The organism is uncultured Methylophaga sp., assembly GCF_947259025.1.
Lineage (GTDB): Bacteria > Pseudomonadota > Gammaproteobacteria > Nitrosococcales > Methylophagaceae > Methylophaga.
On sequence record NZ_CAMYKO010000006.1, the window covers coordinates 91,944 to 114,532 of the forward strand.

Genomic DNA, 22,589 nt, shown 5'->3' on the forward strand with positions numbered 1-22,589 from the left:
TGTGGCATTACTGTCATTAAAACAGGTGACTGTCAGTTTTGGCGGTCCCAACTTGCTTAATAAAGTCGATTTCCAGCTGGACCGCGGGGAACGCGTCTGTCTGGTAGGCCGTAACGGTGCCGGCAAATCAACGCTGATGAAACTGATCGGTGGTGAAATCAAGGCCGATGGCGGCGAAATTATCGGTCAGAACCAGAAGATTGCCCGCCTCGAGCAGGAAGTGCCTACCGGGACTCATGGCAAGGTGTTTGATGTGGTGGCAGCCGGTCTGGGCGAGATTGCGCCGATGCTGGTGGAGTATCACGATATTGTGCATCAACTGGAAACGGACAGCTCCGAAGCGTTGCTGAGCAGACTGGAAAAAGCCCAGCATAAGCTGGAAGCGGCAGATGGCTGGTCAGTAGAACAGCAGGTGGAGACGGTGATTTCACGATTATCGCTGGATGCCGATGCTGACTTTGACAGTCTTTCTGGCGGTAAAAAGCGGCGGGTGTTGCTGGCGCAGGCATTGGTCAAACAGCCCGATATTCTGCTGCTGGACGAGCCCACCAACCATCTGGATATTGAATCCATCACCTGGCTGGAAGGCTTTCTTAAAAGCTACGGTGGCACGCTACTGTTTATTACCCACGACCGCACCTTCCTGCAGGCTTTGGCTACTCGGATTGTGCAGCTGGATCGCGGCGAGCTGAGCAGCTTCCCCGGTGATTATCAGAACTACCTGAAAAAGCGCGAAGAAATGCTGGCGGCCGAGGCCGAGCAGAACGCCCAGTTTGATAAAAAGCTGGCCCAGGAAGAAGTCTGGATCCGTCAGGGCATCAAGGCCCGCCGTACCCGGAATGAAGGCCGCGTTCGCGCCCTGGAGAAAATGCGCCGTGAACGCAGTCAGCGCCGCGAACGCCAGGGTAGTGTCAGTATGCAGTTGCAGGAAGCCGAGCGCAGCGGCAAGCTGGTGATAGAAGCGGAAAATATCAGCCAGAGCTATGACGGCAAAACCTTGTTTGAAAACTTCATCACCTTAATCCAGCGTGGTGACCGTATCGGCATTATCGGCCCCAATGGCTGCGGTAAAAGTACCTTGCTGTCGATTCTGCTTAAACGCTTGGAACCTGAGCAGGGCGAGGTCAAACTGGGTACCAACCTGGAAATTGCCTTTTTCGACCAGTTGCGTAGCCAGCTGGAAGAAGAGGAAAGTGTGGTGCATAACGTTGGCCAGGGTAGTGACCATGTTGATATCAATGGCAGTCGTAAACATATTATCGGTTACCTGCAGGATTTTCTGTTCACACCCGAGCGGGCCAGAACCCCGGTCAAAGCCCTATCCGGTGGTGAGCGTAACCGCCTGCTGCTGGCCAAGCTGTTTACCCAGCCGGCCAATCTGCTGGTAATGGACGAACCCACCAACGATCTGGACGCCGAAACCCTGGATCTGCTGGAAGATCTGCTGATGAATTACAGCGGCACCTTATTGCTGGTAAGCCATGACCGGGCGTTTCTCAATAATGTGGTCACCAGCAGTATCGTGTTTGATGAAGACGGGGGACTGCGCGAATATGTCGGTGGTTATGATGACTGGCTGCGCCAGCGTGCCGAACAGCAAAAGCCTGCTGCTAAATCAGCAAATAAGCAGGCACAAGCAACCAAACCGGCTGCCAAAAAGAAATCGACGCTGACCTATCAGGAACAGCTTGATCTGAAAGCCCTGCCGGCCAAAATCGAGGAACTGGAAGCCCGTCAGCAGGCGTTTAATGAACAGATGTCAGATCCGGCTTTTTACCAGCAGGACGCCGATAAAATCAGCGAAGTACAGAAACAGGTCGCGGCGCTGGAAGCCGAGATGGAAGCCGCCTTCGAGCGTTGGGAAACGCTCGAAGACAAAGACGGATCACAGTCAGGCGGAGATTGAGTCACTCAGCAAAGATGTTATTTCTGACACAGGAATGGGTTTGCTGAATAAATAGCCCTGGTAGATATCACAGCGTTGCGTTTTGAGAAATTCGAGCTGTGCTTGATTTTCGACGCCTTCAGCCACGATTTGCAGGCCCAGGCTCTTACCCAAGGTGATGATAGCCATACATATTGCTGCATCCTGATGATTTGACTGGCATTCCCTGACAAACGCCTGATCAATTTTGAGGATGTCGACCGGGAAGCGTTTGAGATAACTCAATGAGGAATAGCCAGTACCGAAATCATCTATCGACAGGCGAATGCCGGTGTTCTTGAGTGAGTTCATCGCCGCAATGCTGTCTTCATTGTTACCGGTTAGAACCCCTTCGGTGATCTCGAATTCAAGCAACTCGCCATTAAGCTGATGCTGTTCGAGCACAGCACTGACCATGGAAGGCAATGACGCTGAATATAAATGATGACCGGAAATATTGACAGCGACGGGAAGCAGCCGAATACCCTCCTCCCGCCATTGTGCCAGCTGCCGGGCGACAGAGGATATGACCCATTCGTCCAGCTTGATCATCAGATCAGAGGCTTCAATCAGGGGAATGAACTCACCGGGCATAATCAGGCCATGCTCGGGATGCCGCCACCGCACCAGTGCCTCAAAGCCGATAATCTCGTCGCTTTTCAAACAGACTTTAGGTTGATAATGTAATTCAAGTTGATTGTTTTTGAGGGCTGTCGGCAAAGCATTTTCAAGCTCAAACTGTTGCTTATTTTCCTCGCTCATCGCTTTAGTAAATACGCGGTAGGTGTTGCGTCCGGCCTGTTTTGCCCGATACATGGCGATATCGGCACGCTGCATCAGTTGTTCGGTGTTGATCCCGCCGTTGTCGGATATCGCAATACCGATACTGGTTCTGACGACCAGGTTTTCTTTATTCAGTTGAACAGGTGCCTGCATGGCCTCGATAACCTGTTTGGCTTTATTTTCGGCATGCTCTTGTGTCACCTCGCCGGAGAGTACCAATACGAACTCGTCGCCTCCCCAGCGGCCAACCAGATCTGTCTCACGAGTGACTGCCGATAATCTCTTGGCCGTTTCACACAATAGTTGATCCCCTGCCTTGTGGCCGAGGTTATCATTGATCTTTTTGAACTGATCCAGGTCCAGGAACATCAGTATCACCGACCCCCTGGACTCACGGTGATGTTGAATACGTTTTTTCAGGTTATTCAGGAAATAGGTACGGTTGTAAAGGCCTGTCAGTGGATCATGGTAAGCCAGCATTTTGAGTCGGTTCTGTAACTTGATTTGCTGGGTGATATCCCTGATGTGCAGTGTGTACTCAACGTCTGAAAAACTGGTTTCTGTTGTCTGGGTCACGACAATTTCTGCAGGGAATTCAATCCCATCACTACGAGACAACTCTGTAATATTCTGCCGCTTCAGTACCAGACCTTCACTGGCTACAAAACCCTGTTCCAGGCTTGATAGGGCAGCCGGGCGGGACTCTTCCGAGATAAAGAGATGGAAGAAGCTCTGACCCAGCACTGATTTTCTCGACATCCCGAAACATTGTTGAGCAGCCGGGTTGAACTCGATGATTTCGCCGCGGGCATTGATGGTGACAATGCAGTCCATTGCCGCTTCCAGAATAGCGCCTTTCCGGAATTCACTCTGTTTGAAGGCGTTGAACGCTTCATCGCGTTTCTTTATCTCTTCATTCACTTTATCGATGACGCGATTGTATTGTTGTGCAATCTGGCCGACTTCGGTAAACGGCTCAACCGGTACTCTGCTGGAAAAATCAGATTGCTGCTGCTGACTTTGCATCGTTGATAACAGATCATAGCTCTCGGTACTCACCCGATGCTCAGCGACGTTGAGTCCGATCAGCTCTGATTCGGCGTCCACGCGTAATGACAAGTAACGGTTAATTAGATGTAAAAGGACAAATGCCACCGAAAAACTGTAGACACCAATAGCCGTGATACCGATAGTCTGAACCCACAACTGTTCCAGTGTGGTGAGGCCGGTGCCTATCGCTTGAGTTTTACCAAAGATGGCCACTGCCAGCGTTCCCCAGATACCGGCAAACAGATGAACCGGCACCACACCGATGGCATCATCAACTTGATGACGATCCAGCAGACGGTGACCATAGAAGACAAGCACACCTCCGATAACACCGATAATGAGCGCCTGACTGGGGCTGACAATATGACAATTGGCTGTGATCGAGACCAGTCCGCCCAGGATACCATTGATGATCATCAGCACATCCACATAGCCATCAAACAGATATTTAAGAATACTGGTAGCGATTCCGCCCCAGACACCGGCCAGAATGGTGTTAAGAACAATAACCGGTATATTGTCGCCCCAGGCGAGGGTACTGCCGGCATTGAAGCCAAACCAGCCAAACCAGATCAAAAGGCCACCCAGAGCGGCCAGCGGCAGGTTGCTGCCGGTGATATGGTTAGCTGACCTGTCATAGCGCCCGATCCTTGGTCCAATAATCAATACCGCTGCCAGAGCAACCCAGCCACCCACAGAGTGAACCACTGTCGAGCCCGCAAAATCGACAAACCCCATATTTGCCAGCCAGCCGGAGGATGAGTTTTCAATGATGCCGCCCCAGGCCCAGTGGCCAATGACCGGGTAGATAAACAATGCGATGACGATGGTGATGGCCACATAGCCGAAGTAGCTCGTTCTTTCAGCGACCGCGCCGGAGACGAGAGTTGCGGCGGTGCCGCAGAACATCATCTGAAAGATAAAGAATGCGATCAGTCCGGCAGAACTGAGTTCTCCAAACAGGAAATTGTTCGTGCCTATCCATCCTCCGGCACTTTGCCCGAACATCAGGCCGAAACCGACTAACCAGAAAATAGCACTCGCCAGGGTAAAGTCAGTAATATTTTTGGCGGCGACATTGATACTGTTCTTGCTTCGTACCATGCCACTCTCAAGACAGAGAAAACCCGCCTGCATTAGAAAAACCAGAAACGCTGAGACCAGCAACCAAAGACTTTCCACACATAATTCCTTATTGTCAGTCTATAGTTTTACGGCAACTCTAACGAAAAATCCATGCTAAATTATTGACCTTAAATAGGAATATTTATTCCACTTTTAGAAATTGTCTGTAGATAACCACAAAAAAAGCCATTGCCGGATGCCGACAATGGCCTTTTGATGTTTACAGGGTGTTCAGTCCCTATTCATCCAGTAGCGCGTCCCGGTCATCCACGCCCCTGCGCGGCAAGATCCACATTTCATACATAGATACCAGCCACATAAAGGCAAACGACAAGGCCATTGAGCCACCGGCCACAATCACCAGCCAGGCAAAATTCGGATTGAGCTTGGTCAGCCACCAGGACGCGATATCAACCAGCAGGAAGGCATAGGGCGTACAAATTGCGATTACCTTGAGCGGTTTGGGCACACCTGCAGCCAGACTGAATATCAGGCCCACAAACATAAAGATAAAGGCAATGCCGAACAGGTGAATGTGCGACACCCGGGCCAGTGATGAGAATGAGGCACCTGTATCAACCAACGCCCGATCCTTGATGGCCTGGAAGTTGGTGTAATCCGGAATCGGCATACCCGAGTCGGCGTTGTGACAGGCAATACATTTGGCTTCAAAGATCTGTTTTACGCCACTGCTCTCATAAGTTTCTTCGGTAGCACCCTGGTGAATCCAGGTAATAATCTGGGCCCGTTCTTCATCAGAGGCCATGGGCTTCATCGAACCATGCAGCTTATTCTCCAGCAAAGAGCCACTGCGGTTGCCGTAGTAGCTGTAGACGATATCGTCTACCGACAGGCCATATTCTCCATCGGCCAGGCCGTGAGTAAGCTGGATCTGTACCAGCGCCATCAGGTAACCGACGGCAACCACGATCAGGTAGCCGCTGAATAACGCTTTCAGCGAAGTACCCTGACTGGCCAGATTAAGGTTGTGCGATAAAGCCATGGTTTTTCCTTTATAAATTGTGTGGATATTATGTTATTACATTCGGCCACACTTGAGTAGCAAACGCGGCTATTGAGTGAAGACTTTTTTCAATAACTCGGTGGATCGCGCTGCCGGATTTTCACGGATTTTCTTTTCTTCTGCGGCAAGCATGGTGAACAAGCCATCCAGCGCTTGTTCAGTGACGTAGTCAGGCAGATTGACGTTCAGATTTTCACCCACCACAGGCACGCTTGAAACTTTGTCATTGAGCTGACTGTAATAGCGGGTTGAGCCCACCTGATCCAGCGAGTTTTTGATAGTAGGCCGGAACAGTTCAGTCAGTCTGCCACTGGTTTTATCGCGAAAATATTCGGTGGCGGCATTGTCACCACCATTGAGAATGTTTTTGGCATCCTCAATGCTCATAGCCTTGATCGCATCAACCACAATACGGGTCGCTTCGGGTGCAGCCGCTTCTGCGGCCCGGTTCATGCTGGTTTCAAACTCATCGGCCAGACTGCCGACGCCGAGCTGGCGCATCAGATCCCCGGCTTTCTGTACCTGTGGTGGCAGTGGGATGCGGATGTTGGGATTTTTGAGATAGCCATCGGTCTGGCTGATTTGATCAATAGCGCGCTCACTGCCCACGGTCAGAGCTTCCTTGAGTCCGGAGATGACCGTGCCGGTATCAAGCTGACTGGTATCAGGGTTCTGATCACCCGGCAGCAGGGTCTTGCCGGCATCTTTCAGATCATCAATCATTTTGCCCCAGTCGGCCTGGGCAGTGCCGATAGACAGGCCTTGGCTGAGTAGCAATACAGTCACGAAGGCTTTTGCTTTCATCACGATATCCTTTTGCTTACTGTGGCAACATTGCGCACAGCTTTTTGTCATTGTCGCTGATGCAGTTTGCCAGTCAAGTCAGGCGACTGCCCCCCGGCGATGCATCGCTCAGTCTGCAGCAAACAGATGACAGAATAAAAAACCGGACAAAAAAAAGGCCGGTCAGTTTGCGCTGACCGGCCTTGGATATTCTATAGGCAATGCATCAGGTGGGAATAACGTTTTCCGCTTGCGGGCCTTTCTGACCCTGGGTGACTTCCATCGTCACTGCCTGTCCTTCTTTCAATGTTCTAAAGCCTTCTGCCTTAATCGCGGTGTGATGGACAAAAACATCGGGGCCATCAACCTGTTCAATAAAACCGAATCCCTTAGCATCATTGAACCATTTAACTGTTCCTGTTACTTGATCTGCCATATCAACCTCAATCTAAAAAACTATGCCAGCGCCTTCCAGCGTCGGCGATTTAACTGCTCCTGATGGAGCTTATTGCATTGTACGCCTAAAAAATGCAAAAAAGTCAGCATTTTGGCGCAATAAATCAATAATTTTTTGTGGCGGGAAGGGGATTCAGCCGACGATCGGCGAGACCGGGATGAGCAGAAGGCTTGGTTTTACTGGGCTTGAGGCCAGCAGGGGCAATGAGCCGCGGGCACGGGCACCTGTCAGCGGTAGATGCCCGGCCACAGCCTGTTTTTGGGCTTTTTGCGCTAAAAAAGCACAAAATGGCCTATTCAGGTACGTAGTCAGCAGGCGGTTTTGAGCCTTCACCAAACAGGAATTTTTCCATTTCAGTTTTGAGAAAAGCCTGGGATTTGGGATCAGCCAGAGACAGACGATATTCATTGATCAGCATGGTTTGCTGACTGAGCCACATTTGCCAGGCTTCCTTGGAAATGGATTCGTAAATTTTTTTGCCCATGTCGCCCGGGTAAGGCGGAAAGTCGAGGCCTTCTGCTTCTTTGTCGAGTTTGGCGCAATGAATCGTGCGAGCCATATCTGTCCTCTATATTTGTAAAGATTTCAAAAACGATTTGACCGGTGCCGGCAGGCCCAGCCCGAAAGTGTCTTCTATTTTATACCAGTTGCCGCGGTCTTTGTCGGCAACACCGTCAGTGCGGCACTGTAACAAGTGTGGCTGTATATCCAGGCGGAAATGGGTAAAGACATGCTGGCGTGGTGATAATTCAGATTGTGACAATAGCTTGAGTTGCCATTGTTGATGACACAGTAGAGTGATATTGCTGCAATCCGTGGTTTCGGGAAAGCTCCACAGGCCCCCCCAGATCCCCTGTTGTGGGCGCTGTTCAAGCAGCACTTCACCCTGTTCATTCTGCAATACCAGCCAGTGTGTCTGGCGGGTGGGGATGGTTTTTCTGGGTTTTTTACCGGGAAAATCAGTCTGCCTGCCCAGAGCATAAGCGCGACAGTCAGTTTGCAGCGGACAGCGCTCACAGGCGGGCTTGCTTCGGGTACACAAAGTGGCGCCCAGATCCATTTGTGCCTGAATGTAGTTGGCAATTCGCTCCCGGGGCAATAAAGTCTCGGCCAGTTGCCAGAGCTGATTCTCTGTTTTTTTCTGACCGGGCCAGCCTTCCACGGCGAAAAAGCGCGCCAACACGCGTTTCACATTACCGTCAAGAATGGCAAAACGCTGATGATAGGCCAGGGTCAGAATGGCACCGGCGGTAGAGCGGCCAATACCCGGCAATGCTGTCAGTTCTTCCAGCGAGGCTGGCATTTGTCCGTGATATTCATCGCGCACAATACGGGCGGTTTTGTGCAGGTTACGTGCGCGGGCGTAATAGCCCAGCCCTGACCACAAAGCCAGCACCTCATCCTGCCCGGCATTGGCCAGTTTTTCGATATCAGGAAAGCGATCAATAAAACGCTGGTAATAGCCGATTACCGTGCCGACCTGGGTTTGCTGCAGCATGATCTCTGACAACCAGACGTGGTAGGGAGTCGGTGATTGCTGCCAGGGCAGATCTTTGCGGCCGTGCTGGTCATACCAGTCAAGCAGGGCCGTAGCGAAATTGAATGTATCGGACATAGGCTGGTAAAAAAACGCCCACGCACTGCAAGCAGGCGTGGGCGTGTCAGAAATGAGGGATCAGAAAAAGTCTTTCAGCTTGTCCTTAACGGCGTCTTTGACTTTATCTTCCGGCTTTTTGTCTTCGGCGGCGGCTTCCTCTCCGGTGCTCTCACCCTCGGCTGAATCTTCAGCTTCAGAGGCTGACTTGCTGCCCAGTGCGCCGCCCAGCAGGGCGCCAACATCATCGCCCAGCTTTTCTTTGATTTTTTCTTCAGCCTTGGCTTTTATTTCCTGCTTGGCTTTATCCTTGACCAGGTTGGCCAGATCCACCGTTGGCTTGGGCTCGCTGAAGGTGCCGCCGATTTTCACCGGAATGGTCAGGCCTTTGAGTTCGGCCAACTCTTTACCGCCCTGACCGCTGATAGACCCGACAACGGCGACTTTCAGGCTGTAGTCGATGGTTTCTTTGGGCAGGCTGGCCTGGCCGGCACCACTGACGCGCAATAGCGGTGATTTAAGTGCCAGATCCTGATTATCAATCAGACCGTTTTTAGCAGTGAATGTGCCACTTAAAGCAGAGAAGTCAGTCTGAACCGGGCCTTCAGAATCTGCGACTTTCTGACCTGACAAAGCGGCCTTGGCCTTGCGGATAGCACCGGCAATATTAATGCCTTTAAGGGCACCATCAGTGAAAGCAAAACCGCCGTTACCGCTGAGTGTTTGTTTGATCTCATCCACGCTGGCACCAGTGCCGGTCAATTTGGCATTGGCATTGGCGGTGCCGCTGATTTGCGCTTTGCCGGTCATATCCTGCAGCAATGGCGCGGCTTGAATGCCTTTGATGTTCTCATCAATAGCCAGCATGAGTTTATCACCGCGGGCATCCAGAGAAACATTACCGTTGTACTGACCCTGATATAGATCAGCGCGCATCGGTGACAGCTTTACCAGGCCGTCGGCGGCATTGATAGTGACGTGAATGTTTTCACTGGTGAGGCCAGTCGCTTTCAGCTTGCCGATATCAATGCTGCCCTTAGCGTTGATCTGACGCAGGGCTTCCAGTGGTAATTCACCGCCACCCTCAGCCGCTTTTGGTGCAGTATCTTTGGCAGGTTTTTTGGCTTCACCTTCCTCAACCGGTGGCAGATAACGATCAGCATCAATCTGGTCCAGGTTGAGTTTGAAATTAAAGGCCGGCTGGCTGAAGTTGTTAATGGCAAACTGACCGGTCAGTTTGCTCTGATCAAGCGTCACATCCAGTTGCTTGGCATTGACCGAGTTGGCTGTGCCTGCCAATTCAGTTTTCAGCTCCACTTTTTCCAGTGTGCTGTTATCGGCCATAGGCGGCAGCTCGATATTCATATCACCAGCCAGTTTACGCAGGCTGAAAGGCTGAACATGAATGTTGCCGGCAAAAGCAGGGTTGTCACCCAGGATTTTGTTGGCCTTGATATCGCCCTGCATGACCAAGTCTTCAAGTTTGAGCAAAAGGGCAGACAGGGTCAAAGTCTGCTGTTCCAGATCAGCGCTGACATTACTGGTGAGTTCCAGTTTGGCTTTTTCACCGGGCAACGCCGGGTCGGCGATATCCGCTGTGAGCTTGAGATCACTGATGCTGGTCTGCTGGGTGGCTAGGTTACTGTTGACCTCAGCAGTCAGGTTGGCATCAATATTCTGCTTGTCATTGCTGGCTTTGGCATTCAGATTCAGTCCGCTTACTGAAACCAGTTGCTTGACCATATCAGCCTGAACATTACCTTTGAGACTAATGTCAGCCTGGCTGAATGGCAGGGCTTTGCCTTCGGCCAGGGTGGTGAAAGACAGATCGCTCAGCGCATATTGCTGATTTTCCATATCCACCATGACATTGCTGTCGAGGGTGACGTGAGCTTTGGCTTCGGGCTTGGCGCTGATGAGATCAAAGGCCATCTCTACAGCGGTGGGTTCGCCCGGCACCAGCGGGTCGGTGTTCAGATTGAGGTTACGCAGCTGGTAGCTTTCACCTTTGGAGGCATCCGACCAAAGAATATTGGCATTGTTGAGTTGCACTCCGGCAATACTGACGCCAGACAAGGCCGGTCCCGATTTGGCTTTATCCTCTTCAGGCTTGCTTTCAGTCAGATCTTCTTCAGCCGACTTGGTCAGGTCTTCCCAGTTGGTTTTGCCGTTTTTGTCGGTTTCCAGATTCAGCACCAGACCGTCCAGCACGACGGTGTCCATTTCCAGTTGCTTTTTCAGCAGCGGCATCAGTTTAATGCGGATCTCGGCGGCTTCTACCTTGGCGAAGGAGTCGGATTTGAAGCCCTCGGCATTACTCAGAGAGAGCGGACCGAGTTCCAATGCAATCCAGGGAAATACCGACAGGCCGATATCGCCCTGCAAGGTAAGGTTACGGCCGGTAACTTTCTCAACCTGGGTTGAGATTTCGTCTTTATAGTCATTGGGGTCGACCACAAAAGGCAATGCAATCAGACCGGCAACAACGATCAGAATCAGAGCAAAAATCAGTTTCAGGGCAAGACGCATATAAATATTCCGTTGTTAGATTAATCCTGTTGAACTATCCATGATAGGACAATAAAGAGGCTTTATGAACCGCTTGGAGGATAGTTGAAGCTGAAAAGTTCATAATCCAGCGTACTGTCTATCATACCACTGGCGGTAATCAGATAGGGCTCACCATGATCTTTGACTCTCAGCCGTCGTTTGGGAGAGTAGAGCCCTTTTTCTGTTATCAGGGCGGCATCACCGGGTTTGTCGCCGGGTAATATAAGTGCAGGGTGCTGTTCGGCTTCTCCGTCCGGGGTGCAGAATACCGGAAGCGGTTTACCCGGGATCAGTTCAACGCCAATATGGGTCTGATCTTCCATATCGATAAACAGCCACTTTATAGTGGCGAGCTTCACACTGAAATCCTGTTCAAAAATACCGACAAAATCACCAATGGTCAGGGGATAACAGCCATCGCTTTTGGTTTTAGCCATAAGCCCAATACTGCTCTGATTGTCGAGCTGCCAGGGCAATGCATGGATCATGGTACCGCCCAGACTCTGATGAATCGCATTGATACCATGCGCTATCTGCACCCAGCGAGCCTTTCCGCTGCTGATGCGGTGATAGCGGCGCTCATAAGTGGTATTGAGGTGCGGGATAATGGCCTTGAGCAAGCGCAGTTCAGTATCCAGTGAAGCATGGGTGCGGTCGCGGGCGTGTTTGAACAAATCTTCGATATAAAGCAGCGCAGGTTGTGTATTGAGCAGGCGGGTTGTGGCTTTCTCACGTATACGCTTGTCCGTCATCACCATGGCCTGTGGCGGCTCATCACTATCGACATCAATACAGAAATGACCGGTCAATAGGAAATTACTGGTGGTGTTGATTTGTTTCAGGCTGAGATGCTGAGTTTCAATCTTGTCGGTGAATTGCGCCATCAGTTGAAACAGACGCAGCACGTCGTACCGCGGCAAGCGATAGGGATCGGCCAGCGCGGTCAGCACAATTTGACCGTAAATATCAAACAGGCTGCGGCTGTGGAACTGATCTTTGAAGTTGACGCTGCTTCGGCAGGTGCCGGCCTGTTCCTGGTAAAGATAAAGCTGATGTAATTGGCGCCACGCCGCATCCGGTACTTTGTGATAAAGCTGATAGGCATAAAGAATCAGCAGGGCCTGTTGTTCAGCACTGCGATTGAGACTGAGCAACAGCATGCTACTGGAGGTCGGTGTCTGACCCCGCTGATAAAAATGCGCAGCTATCTGCCGATAGCCGACAGACAGCAGGTTTAACAACTCATACGTACAGTGAATGTTTTTCAGTTTATCGCTCCCGCTGCTGTTGAAGTCGTGCTGTACCGTGGAAATATCGCGACTGAAAAGCAAATCATCTATCGCCGAGCGGTAAACATCGAGTAATTGCAACTGCAGCAAGGGTTTGAGCTTGAGTGCGCAGAGTGGCTGCAGGTTTTTTAACAGGGTGGCGGCTTTCTGTCTGGGGTTGCGTGTTAACTGATTGGCCCAGGTCTGCAGCAAGGCCGGATCTTTGATGGTATCTGTGTGGCTGTGGGTTTGAGCTGGCTGGCCATGGAGAAATGCCAGCCGGGGCAGGTTGGCGGCGGGTTTGCGCCGGAATTTGAGCTTGTTTAACAGCGGGCCAAGCGAGTGACGCTGCCCATGCGAGTTTTCAGGCTGATCAGGCGCTTTCTGTTTGGCATTAAGCTGCAGTCGGATTTTTTCTTCTACCAGGTTGAGCGCATCTGCAAAGTTAGATTTGCGAAGAGGCTTCCTGAGCACGATATCAACTGGCTGTGACACCTGGACACTGTTACTTAACAGGGCAGTCAAAGCCTGCGAGCGCTGCTTCCAGGCTTGCTGGCCGGCATCGCTGTCAAAGCTGTAAATCTCCAGGTCGGCAGGCCCCTCATCAACGATTTGCCACTCGGCAGACAGCCGATCGGCCGACAGTCTCAGCATCGACCGCAGCGAGGCTTGGTCGCTGTCGTTAAGGCCGCAGAGCTTGAGACGAAGTACTGACACGGCTATTCATCCTCTCTGCCTGCTTCTTCCATGATGTGTCGCATGCGGACGGTCTTAATGGCATTGTCAGCGGTCTGTACGACCTCGATAACGTAATTGCCTTTGCGAATACTGACGCCCGGATCGGGAATGCTTTCCAGATGTTCCAGTACCAGACCATTGATGGTTTTGGGCCCGTCGGTGGGCAGCTCCCAGTCATTGTTGCGATTGATTTCGCGGATATTGGCAGTGCCGTTGATAAGGTAGCTACCGTCTTCCTGGGGATGGATATCTTTATCTTCATCAATAGTGTCGGCAGTGAACTCGCCGACAATTTCGCGAAAGATATCTTCCAGCGTAATCAGCCCCTGCAGGTCACCGTACTCATCCACCACCAGACCGGTGCGACGGCGGTTGCGCTGCAGGTTGATCAACTGAGTATTGAGCGGCGTGCCTTCCGGAACGAAGTAGGCGTTTTTAATAATGCTGCGCAGGGTCTCTGGGGTCAGGTTGTCCTGGGTAATCAAATGCAGCGCCTTACGCAGATGCAGAATGCCGACAATGTTATCCATCGTGTCTTCATACACCGGCAGGCGGGTATGGCCGCAGTGGGACAGTTGTTTGACGATATCGGCAAACGGGGTATTGATATCCAGCCCTTCGATCTCGTTGCGCGGCACCATGACATCGTTCACCGTGACCTTCTCCAGGTCCAGGATGCTCATCAGCATGTCTTTGTGGCGGGTGGGGATCATGCTGCCGGCTTCCATCAGCGCGACGCGTAATTCTTCAGTGTTAATCGCACTGGTCGCCGCTTCTTCCGGGGAGACGCCGAACATCCGCACCATCCGGTTGGTGATGCCGTTGGTAAACCAGACCAGTGGATACAATACGAATAACAGCGGTTTCAGCAGGAAGCTGGCAGGGAAGGCGACCCGTTCCGGGTGCAAAGCCGCCAGGGTTTTGGGGGTGACTTCGGCAAACAGCAACACGATCAGCGTCAGCGCAAAGGTGGCGGCGACAATACCGTTTTCGCCCAGCAACTTGATGCCGATTACCGTGGCGATCGCCGAGGCCAGGATATTAACGAAGTTATTGCCCAGCAGGATCAGACCGATCAGCCGATCTGGACGGTTGAGCAGTTGGCTGGCAATGATCGCACCTCGGTGTCCCTCCTGTTCCAGATGCCGCAGCCGGTAGCGGTTGAGCGACATCAAGGCGGTTTCAGAACTGGAGAAAAAAGCAGACAGAAACAGCAGGAAAAATAAAACCAGAAACAGGACTAATAATGAAGTCTCTTCGAGCATGAGTTATTTCAGTTCACCAGATATTCGAGGACGAATTTGCTGCCCATGTAAGCAAGCAACAGAAAGGAAAAACCGACCAGTGTCCATTTTACGGCGGTTCTGCCGCGCCAACCGTGACGCAGTCGACCCCAGAGCAAGGCAGCAAAGACGCACCAGGCAATCACCGACAACACGGTTTTATGCATCAGGTGCTGAGCCAGCAGGTCGTCAACAAACATCAGCCCGGTCACCAGACCCAGCGTCAGCAGGCAAAAGCCGGTGATGATGAGTTGAAACAGCGCGGTTTCCATGGTCTGCAGCGGTGGCAGTTTACGGATAAGACCGGCAACATGATGCTGGCGAAGTTGCTTTTCCTGCACTGCCAGGATAATGGCCTGAATGGCAGCCAGCATGAACAGACTATAGGCGGCCAGAGACAGCAATACATGCCATTCCAAAGCCGGATCTGATAATGCTGAAGTCTGCGATGATGGCAACTCAACCTTGAGAATCAGGCTCAGTGCCACCAGGGGATAAATCACAATACCAGGGTGGGTGCGTGGCAGGCGACTGCCGACGATCAGAGCAATCAGCGCCATCAGCCAGGTGATAATGGAAAAAGTGGTGAACAAGCCCAGGTTCCAGCCACCGGCAGCCTCCACGGTGAACACAATATCGGTAGCATGGAACAGCAAAGCCATAATAATGAGTATGCCAACAGGCAAGCTGGCTTTTGCTGTTGACGAATCCGGCTGCGCAAAGCGGCGGATAAGAATGGCGCTGCTGCTTAAATAGAGTAAAAAGGCGAGCGCGTTGGCAATGGCCATAAACAATCGGTCCCTGGCGACTTATCTGAAGTTAACCCGGCAATGATAAACGATGTCATCCCGATAGCAAGAATATATCAGTTATACTATGTCTTTAAAGCAATATTCATTGGCGCAAGTCCGCCAACCATCAAGGTGATCTATGTTTGACAGTTTAAGTGACAGGCTGGGAGGCACGCTTAAAAAGCTTCGTGGCCAGGGCCGAATCACTGAGGACAATGTAAAAGAGACGCTGCGCGAAGTGCGCATGGCTTTGCTGGAAGCCGATGTCGCGTTGCCGGTGGTGCGTGAGTTTATCGGCCGTGTTAAAGAACGTGCCATGGGGCAGGATGTTTTACGCAGCCTGACGCCCGGACAGGCGCTGGTCAAAGTCGTCAACGACGAACTGGTTGCCGTGATGGGCGAGGCCAACCCGGGCCTCAATATGAATACCCAGCCGCCGGCTGTGATCCTGATGGCGGGTCTGCAGGGTGCCGGTAAAACCACCAGTGTTGCCAAGCTGGCGCGTTACCTGAAAGAACAGGATCGCAAATCGGTGATGGTCGCCAGTACCGACGTCTACCGTCCGGCAGCGATCGACCAGTTGGAAACACTGGCAGGTGAAGTGGAAGCCAGTTTTTTCCCCAGCCAGTCTGACCAGAATCCGGTTGATATTGCCAACAATGCGATAGCGCAGGCCAAGCGTGATTATGTCGATGTAGTGATTATCGATACCGCCGGCCGTTTGCATATCGATGATGCGATGATGGACGAGATCAAACAGATCCACGCCGCTATCAATCCGATTGAGACGCTGTTCACCGTCGACAGCATGACCGGTCAGGATGCCGCCAATACTGCCAAGGCCTTTAATGATGCTTTGCCGCTGACCGGTGTGATTCTGACCAAGACCGATGGTGATGCCCGCGGTGGTGCGGCCTTGTCGATTCGCCACATTACCGGTAAGCCGATTAAATTCATGGGTATCGGTGAGAAAACCGAAGCGCTGGAAACCTTCCACCCCGACCGTGTGGTATCGAGAATTCTGGGCATGGGCGACGTGCTGTCGCTGGTCGAAGATGCCCAGCGCAAGATGGATGTCGACTCGGCAGAGAAGCTCGCCAAAAAGCTCAAGAAAGGCAAAGGCTTTGATCTCGATGACTTCCGCGAACAATTGCGGCAGATGAGCAATATGGGCGGCATCGGTTCCATGCTGGACAAATTGCCGGGCATGGCCAATATTCCGGATGCCGCCAAAAATCAGGTTAACGACAAGGAAATGTCCAAGCTGGAAGCCATTATTAATTCAATGACTGCCAAAGAGCGCCGTCGGCCTGATATTATTAAAGGTTCGCGGAAGAAACGCATCGCTGCCGGCAGTGGCACCCAGATTCAGGATGTGAACCGCCTGCTCAAGCAGTTTAGCCAGATGCAGAAAATGATGAAAAAAATGGGGTCTAAAGGTGGCATGGCCAAGCTGATGAGAGGCATGGGCGGCAAATTCCCCATGGGTGGAATGGGCGGCGGTGGCATGCCATTCTAGGCCGCCTGCAGCCACAGGATTTTTAACGACTGAACAAAGACTTTGCAAACCCGGGAGACTTGCGTAAAATACGACGGTTTTCCGATCCAGTTTTCAACGGGCATAAAGAATATGGTAACAATTAGATTGACTCGCAGCGGCGCTAAAAAGCGTCCTTTCTACGGCATTGTCGTGACTGATTCTCGCAGCAAGCGCGACGGTAGCTACATTGAACGTATTGGTTTCTTCAACCCTATCGCACGTGGTCAGGAAGAAAGACTACGTGTTGACCTGGAACGTGTCAGCCACTGGGTCAGCAAAGGTGCACAGACATCAGAGCGTGTTGGCAAGCTGATTGAAGAAGCACAAAAAGCGGCTGCATAAATAAAGTACAGGTGCGGGTATGGCAACATCCGAGGAGTTTATCCCGGTAGGTAAAATATCCGGCGCCTTTGGTGTCAAAGGCTGGGTCAAGGTGTATTCCTTCACCGAGCCACGCGCCAATATCCTGCAGTATTCACCGCTTTTTCTGTCACGACAGGGAGAGTGGGTGGAAATCAAATTGTCCGGTGGACATGTGCAGGGAAAAGGTGTGGTCATGGGCATTAGCAATGTGACCGACCGGGATCAGGTTCAGCCGCTGATTGGTGCTGAACTGGCGATCCGCAAAGACCAGTTGGAACCTGCCGCTGATGATGAGTTTTACTGGGCAGACCTGATTGGCCTCAGGGTGGAAAACCTGGAGGGCGATGCACTGGGCCAAGTTGATCATCTGCTGGAAACCGGCGCCAATGATGTGCTGGTGGTGAAAGCGGATGACCAGGACAAAGATCGGCTGATTCCATTTGTTTTGGATGAAGTGGTCAAGCAGGTGAACCTGGAGCAGCAATTAATACAGGTTGACTGGGGCAAAGATTATTAAATGGGACAGAGCATGCGCCTGGGCGTCATTTCTCTGTTCCCGCCAATGTTTGATGCGATTACCGAGTACGGGGTGACCGGCCGGGCCGTCAGTCAGGGCATTCTGGACCTGACATTCTGGAACCCGCGGGACTTTACCCGGGATCGGCATCGCACAGTGGATGACCGGCCTTACGGTGGTGGACCCGGCATGGTGATGAAAGTCGCCCCGCTGAATGATGCGATTGACGCAGCCAGGCAGCAAATGGGTGACGACGCCAAGGTGGTTTACCTGTCACCACAGGGCAAAAAGCTGGATCAGCAGGCGCTGAAACAGCTGGCAAGCAGAAATAAACTGATTCTGGTTGCCGGGCGTTACGAAGGTATTGACGAACGCCTGATTGAAAAACAGATTGATGAGGAATGGTCGATTGGTGACTACGTCCTCAGTGGTGGTGAACTGGCAGCTATGGTCATGATTGACGGTGTCGCCAGATTATTACCCGGTGTACTGGGGGATGAAAATTCTGCTGAGCAGGACTCCTTCATGGCAGGCCTGCTGGATTGCCCGCATTACACCAGACCGGAAAAATTATTTGACCAGTCAGTACCCGGGGTATTGCTGGGGGGCGACCACGAAGCGATTCGCAAGTGGCGCCTGAAACAGTCCTTGGGACGAACGTGGTTGCGACGACCTGACTTGTTGGCAGATAAAACATTGACCGATGAGCAGCAGGCGCTATTAGAAGAGTTTATTGCCGAGAGCGGGCAGGATTAGTTGGGAGTTGAACAATGAGTAACATTATCGAACAGCTTAACGCTGAACAATTGAAACAGGATGTCCCTGAATTTACAGCAGGCGACACTGTAATAGTCAATGTCAAAATCAAAGAAGGCGATCGTGAGCGTGAACAGGCGTTCGAAGGTGTTGTGATTGCCAAACGCAACCGTGGTCTGCACTCTGCATTCACTGTCCGCAAAATCTCCAGCGGTGTGGGCGTAGAGCGTGTATTCCAGACTCACAGCCCGACTATCGCCAGCATCAAGGTGAAACGCCGTGGTGATGTTCGTCGTTCTAAACTGTACTATCTGCGTGACCTGACCGGTAAAGCAGCGCGTATCAAGGAAAAATTGTAAGTTTCCGAACGACGCCAAGTCTGCAAGCCAAAAAGGGCAGTGGTTTTCCACTGCCCTTTTTTGTTGCTGGCTGCTAATCTGACGGCACTATGAGCGAACAGCAAGTCAAAGCAGAACCCAGCCGCCATTTGCAGCAATTTCTCGACAGTCTGTGGCTGGAGTCGGGCCTCAGCGAGAATACAGTGGAAGCCTACCGGCGTGATTTACTGGCTTTTGCCGGCTGGCTCAGTCAGTTTGATGTCGATCTCGCTGCCGCCACCCAGCAGCATATCCAGCGCTACCAGAGTCAGCGCATGCGTGAGGGACGCAAGGTTCGCAGTGAAGCCCGGCTGTTATCCTCATTAAGACGCTTTTACCGTTATTTAATAAGAGAAGAACTTCGCGACAGTGATCCCACTGCGCAGCTGGAATCGCCGCGTCTGGGCAAACCCTTGCCGGATAGCCTGACCGAGCAGGAAGTGGAAGATTTGCTGGCCCAGCCTGATATCACCGATCCGCTGGGGCTGCGTGACCGCACTATGCTCGAGTGTCTCTATGCCACGGGTCTGAGGGTATCGGAACTGGTTTCTTTGAAACAGGAGCAGGTCAATACCCGTCAGGGCCTGATCCGCTGTATCGGTAAGGGCAACAAGGAACGCCTGGTGCCGGTGGGTGAAGTGGCACTGGACTGGCTGCAGGACTATCTGATTGAGGGCCGGCCGGGGGTATTGAACGGCCAGGTCACCGATGATCTTTTCCCCACCCGCCGTGGTAAAGCGATGACCCGTCAGGCGTTCTGGTATCTGATCAAGCGTTATGCCAGTCAGGCGCATATCGATAAGCCTTTATCCCCGCATACGCTGCGGCATGCCTTTGCCACCCATCTGTTGAATCACGGTGCTGATCTGCGGGTGGTGCAACTGCTCTTGGGGCATTCCGATCTTTCGACTACACAGATTTATACCCATGTTGCCAAAGCGCGCCTAAAGCAACTGCATGGTGAGCATCATCCGCGCGGCTGACGATGTCTGTGACGGGTGTTAAACTTGCCGCTCAAATTAATTAGCCGGAGCGGCCATGCCTTCTTTTGATATTGTTTCCGAAGTCGATAAACACGAACTGACCAACGCGGTTGATCAGACCAATCGCGAACTACGTAACCGCTTTGATTTCCGCGGAACCGAGGCCAGCGTCGAACAGTCGGACAAAGTGCTCACCCTGATAGCCGACAGTGATTTTCAACTGGAGCAATTACTGGATATCCTGCGTTTGAAACTGGTCAAACGGGGTATCGAACTGACCTGTCTGGAAATCAAGGAGTCGGTGGGTCACGGCAAAATGCGCAAGCAGGATGTGATCGTGCGTGAAGGCATCGATAAGGATCTCTCGCGTAAAATCGTCAAACTGGTCAAACAGAGCAAAATCAAGGTGCAGGCCGCCGTGCAGGGTGAAAGCGTGCGCGTGACTGGCAAAAAGCGTGATGATCTGCAGGCGGTGATGGCCATGCTTAAAGATGATGACAGCATCGATATGCCGTTGCAGTTTAATAACTTCAGAGACTAGGAAATTAAATGCTCAAACAAATTTTGATACTGCTGCCGCTGCTGTGGCTGGCACCGGCTCAGGCAGCCGAGATCGATGATCTGAAACAGCAACTCAAACAAAACCTGCCGGATATCAATTTCGACAGCCTGCAAGCGGTTGGTGATACCGGCCTGTATGAGGCGGTCATCAACGGCGAGATTATTTACTTCACTGCCGATGGCCGCTATGTGATGCAGGGCGAACTTGTATCACTGGAATCAAAAACTAACCTCACCGAACAGCGCAGAGTCAGCCTGCGTAAAGGCATCATTGATGGTCTGGATGAAAAAGACATGATCATTTTCGAGCCGGATGAGGTTGAGCACACCCTGACCGTCTTTACCGATATTGATTGTGTTTATTGCCGTAAGATGCACTCTCAAATCGAAAAGTATCAGGATTTGGGGATCCGTATTCGCTATATGGCTTACCCCCGCGGTGGCATCGGCTCGGAATCTTATGATGATGCAGTGACTGTCTGGTGTCATGAGGATCGTCAGGATGCGATGACCCGCGCCAAAGCAGGTGAAGAACTGGACACTAAAACCTGTAGCAACCCAGTGGAAGCGGAGTTCAACACTGGCCGCCAGCTGGGTGTCCAGGGGACACCGGCGATCTTCCTGGAAAGCGGGCAGATGCTGCCCGGTTATGTGCCACCGCAGCGGCTGAAAACAATTCTTGAGGAATCAGGCCAGTCTTAAGCTTTGTTTGCTTTCCGGCAGCCGATGATCATGTAACGTCAGTTGCTGATCATCGGCCAGCAGGTAGCTGACTTTATCAGTCCAGTCACCCAACACGACCCGGTAAGCGCTTCGCCCATTGAAAGATTCGACCTGATGTATGGCTGGCCGGTGGGTGTGGCCATGAATCAGCAGCTCAATATCTTGTTCACTGATATAGCGCTGCACCTCGCCCTGATTCACATCCATAATCATCGCGGTTTTACTTTGCTTTTTCTGGCGGCTCTTGGCAATGATCTGATCCGAGATATTATTGCGGAAACGGGCTGGCAGCCTGAGGAAACACCACTGTAAAAAGCGGTTCCTGACCACCCGCCGATAACGCTGATAGCTGATATCGTCAATGCACAGACTGTCGCCGTGCATCAGCTGTGCTTTTTGCTGGCCCAGAGTTAGCGGATAACCATCTTCGATAAGTGTGCCACCCACCTCAGCAGCAAACGTCTTGCCCAGCATAAAATCGCGGTTGCCCACCATCAGGAATAATTTAATGCCGGACGACGTCAGCTGCTTCAGCTCATCGACAAAGGTGTTGAACTCCACCGGCACCAGGTCATCGCCCAGCCAGGTATTGAATATATCGCCGAGGATATAGAGCTCATCCACTTTGCCCTGCTGCTGAGACAGAAAGTCACAGGCCAGTTGCGTGAGCTCTGGACGAGCTGGGCTCAGATGAAGATCGGAAATAAACAGTCTGCGCATGATAAGAGCCCTGCCCGCGGGATGCAGGCAGGGCAAGTCGGACTAGAGCACGCTGGCTTTAATAATCACGATATCTTCGGCAGGCACATCCTGGTGCGGACCACGCATGGTGGTCTCGACTTCACGGATTTTATCGACCACATCCATGCCTTCAACGACTTCACCGAAGACGGCATAACCCCAGCCGCTAGGTGTTTTGCCTTTGAAATCCAGAAAGTCATTATTGACGGTATTGATAAAAAACTGCGCGGTAGCGGAATGCGGATCATTGGTGCGAGCCATAGCAACGGCGCCGCGTTTGTTGCTGAGCTCATTATCGGCCTCATTCTGGACCGGTGCTTTGGTCTGTTTTTGCTGGAAGTTCTGATCAAAGCCGCCGCCCTGAACCATGAAGTTTTCAATCACACGGTGGAAGATGGTGCCGTCATAAAAACCGTCTTCGACATAGCTGATAAAGTTGGCAACAGTCTCTGGGGCTTTGTCCCGGTTAAGTTCAATAACGATGTTGCCCATGCTGGTTTCCAGCTGAACCTGAGGCGATGTCGCGCTTTCAGCATTTGCCGCCAGCGAAAAAGAAGCGAAAAACAGGGGGGCGAGATGGCGATAGAACAGTTTCATGATGGTTTGCGTCCGAAATCAGTCAAAATCGTCATGATAGAGCATCTCAAAGATTCAAGCG

The 22,589-nt window shown here is 51.9% G+C and carries 21 protein-coding genes; 9 read left to right on the top strand and 12 right to left on the bottom strand.

The features are described 5' to 3' along the window. Position 1 precedes the first annotated feature (1 nt). On the top strand, positions 2 to 1,906 hold the full coding sequence (locus Q0X64_RS10440; protein ID WP_297812469.1) for an ATP-binding cassette domain-containing protein: 1,905 nt from the start codon (positions 2 to 4) through the stop codon (positions 1,904 to 1,906). Here Q0X64_RS10440 and amt read toward each other — a convergent pair. From amt to ccsA, 10 genes are all read right to left on the bottom strand, one after another. Next, positions 1,892 to 4,939: an ammonium transporter gene (gene amt, locus Q0X64_RS10445; RefSeq protein ID WP_297812472.1), complete on the bottom strand. Its 3,048-nt coding sequence runs from the start codon at positions 4,937 to 4,939 to the stop codon at positions 1,892 to 1,894. The genes Q0X64_RS10440 and amt overlap by 15 nt on opposite strands. Positions 4,940 to 5,120: 181 nt before the next feature. After that, positions 5,121 to 5,885, bottom strand: coding sequence for an elongation factor-1 alpha (locus Q0X64_RS10450; RefSeq protein WP_297812475.1), 765 nt, complete (start codon positions 5,883 to 5,885; stop codon positions 5,121 to 5,123). Positions 5,886 to 5,954: 69 nt separating this feature from the next. Then, positions 5,955 to 6,710, bottom strand: a complete 756-nt coding sequence (locus tag Q0X64_RS10455) for a DUF4197 domain-containing protein (RefSeq protein ID WP_297812478.1) — start codon at positions 6,708 to 6,710, stop codon at positions 5,955 to 5,957. A gap of 205 nt (positions 6,711 to 6,915) precedes the next feature. Next, positions 6,916 to 7,125, bottom strand: a complete 210-nt coding sequence (locus tag Q0X64_RS10460; protein WP_297812481.1) for a cold shock domain-containing protein — start codon at positions 7,123 to 7,125, stop codon at positions 6,916 to 6,918. Between the two features lie 313 nt (positions 7,126 to 7,438). Further along, the gene (locus Q0X64_RS10465) at positions 7,439 to 7,705 is read right to left on the bottom strand and encodes an oxidative damage protection protein (RefSeq protein WP_297812483.1); all 267 of its coding nucleotides are present in this window, start codon (positions 7,703 to 7,705) and stop codon (positions 7,439 to 7,441) included. Between the two features lie 9 nt (positions 7,706 to 7,714). Continuing rightward, complete coding sequence (gene mutY, locus Q0X64_RS10470; RefSeq protein WP_297812485.1) at positions 7,715 to 8,761, bottom strand: A/G-specific adenine glycosylase; 1,047 nt, start codon at positions 8,759 to 8,761, stop codon at positions 7,715 to 7,717. Positions 8,762 to 8,821: 60 nt separating this feature from the next. After that, positions 8,822 to 11,269 (bottom strand): AsmA family protein, encoded by a 2,448-nt coding sequence (locus Q0X64_RS10475; protein WP_297812487.1) that lies wholly within the window; start codon positions 11,267 to 11,269, stop codon positions 8,822 to 8,824. A gap of 62 nt (positions 11,270 to 11,331) precedes the next feature. Next, on the bottom strand, positions 11,332 to 13,275 hold the full coding sequence (locus tag Q0X64_RS10480) for a hypothetical protein (protein ID WP_297812490.1): 1,944 nt from the start codon (positions 13,273 to 13,275) through the stop codon (positions 11,332 to 11,334). Positions 13,276 to 13,277: 2 nt separating this feature from the next. Continuing rightward, positions 13,278 to 14,561, bottom strand: coding sequence for an HlyC/CorC family transporter (locus Q0X64_RS10485; protein ID WP_297812493.1), 1,284 nt, complete (start codon positions 14,559 to 14,561; stop codon positions 13,278 to 13,280). Between the two features lie 8 nt (positions 14,562 to 14,569). Next, positions 14,570 to 15,367, bottom strand: coding sequence for a cytochrome c biogenesis protein CcsA (ccsA, locus tag Q0X64_RS10490; RefSeq protein WP_297812495.1), 798 nt, complete (start codon positions 15,365 to 15,367; stop codon positions 14,570 to 14,572). Between the two features lie 142 nt (positions 15,368 to 15,509). On the opposite strand from ccsA, the gene ffh reads away from it, so the two are divergent. The 8 genes from ffh (at position 15,510) to Q0X64_RS10530 (ending at position 21,169) form a co-directional block, all read left to right on the top strand. Continuing rightward, positions 15,510 to 16,889, top strand: coding sequence for a signal recognition particle protein (gene ffh / locus Q0X64_RS10495; RefSeq protein ID WP_297812498.1), 1,380 nt, complete (start codon positions 15,510 to 15,512; stop codon positions 16,887 to 16,889). A gap of 111 nt (positions 16,890 to 17,000) precedes the next feature. Then, positions 17,001 to 17,252: a 30S ribosomal protein S16 gene (gene rpsP / locus Q0X64_RS10500; RefSeq protein WP_297812501.1), complete on the top strand. Its 252-nt coding sequence runs from the start codon at positions 17,001 to 17,003 to the stop codon at positions 17,250 to 17,252. 19 nt (positions 17,253 to 17,271) lie between these two features. Further along, the gene (gene rimM / locus Q0X64_RS10505; protein ID WP_297812504.1) at positions 17,272 to 17,790 is read left to right on the top strand and encodes a ribosome maturation factor RimM; all 519 of its coding nucleotides are present in this window, start codon (positions 17,272 to 17,274) and stop codon (positions 17,788 to 17,790) included. Beyond that, positions 17,791 to 18,546 carry a tRNA (guanosine(37)-N1)-methyltransferase TrmD gene (trmD, locus tag Q0X64_RS10510; protein WP_297812507.1) on the top strand — a complete coding sequence of 252 codons (756 nt, stop codon included), beginning with the start codon at positions 17,791 to 17,793 and terminating at the stop codon, positions 18,544 to 18,546. A gap of 14 nt (positions 18,547 to 18,560) precedes the next feature. Further along, positions 18,561 to 18,905 carry a 50S ribosomal protein L19 gene (gene rplS, locus Q0X64_RS10515; protein WP_297812510.1) on the top strand — a complete coding sequence of 115 codons (345 nt, stop codon included), beginning with the start codon at positions 18,561 to 18,563 and terminating at the stop codon, positions 18,903 to 18,905. 89 nt (positions 18,906 to 18,994) lie between these two features. After that, positions 18,995 to 19,906, top strand: a complete 912-nt coding sequence (gene xerD / locus Q0X64_RS10520; RefSeq protein ID WP_297812513.1) for a site-specific tyrosine recombinase XerD — start codon at positions 18,995 to 18,997, stop codon at positions 19,904 to 19,906. Between the two features lie 55 nt (positions 19,907 to 19,961). Then, positions 19,962 to 20,447, top strand: a complete 486-nt coding sequence (locus tag Q0X64_RS10525) for a YajQ family cyclic di-GMP-binding protein (RefSeq protein ID WP_297812516.1) — start codon at positions 19,962 to 19,964, stop codon at positions 20,445 to 20,447. Positions 20,448 to 20,455: 8 nt separating this feature from the next. Beyond that, on the top strand, positions 20,456 to 21,169 hold the full coding sequence (locus Q0X64_RS10530; RefSeq protein WP_297812519.1) for a DsbC family protein: 714 nt from the start codon (positions 20,456 to 20,458) through the stop codon (positions 21,167 to 21,169). Here Q0X64_RS10530 and Q0X64_RS10535 read toward each other — a convergent pair. Further along, the gene (locus tag Q0X64_RS10535; protein WP_297812522.1) at positions 21,155 to 21,910 is read right to left on the bottom strand and encodes a UDP-2,3-diacylglucosamine diphosphatase; all 756 of its coding nucleotides are present in this window, start codon (positions 21,908 to 21,910) and stop codon (positions 21,155 to 21,157) included. The two genes, Q0X64_RS10530 and Q0X64_RS10535, sit on opposite strands and share 15 nt — an antisense overlap. A 42-nt stretch (positions 21,911 to 21,952) precedes the next feature. After that, positions 21,953 to 22,528: a peptidylprolyl isomerase gene (locus Q0X64_RS10540; RefSeq protein WP_297812525.1), complete on the bottom strand. Its 576-nt coding sequence runs from the start codon at positions 22,526 to 22,528 to the stop codon at positions 21,953 to 21,955. Positions 22,529 to 22,589 lie beyond the last annotated feature (61 nt).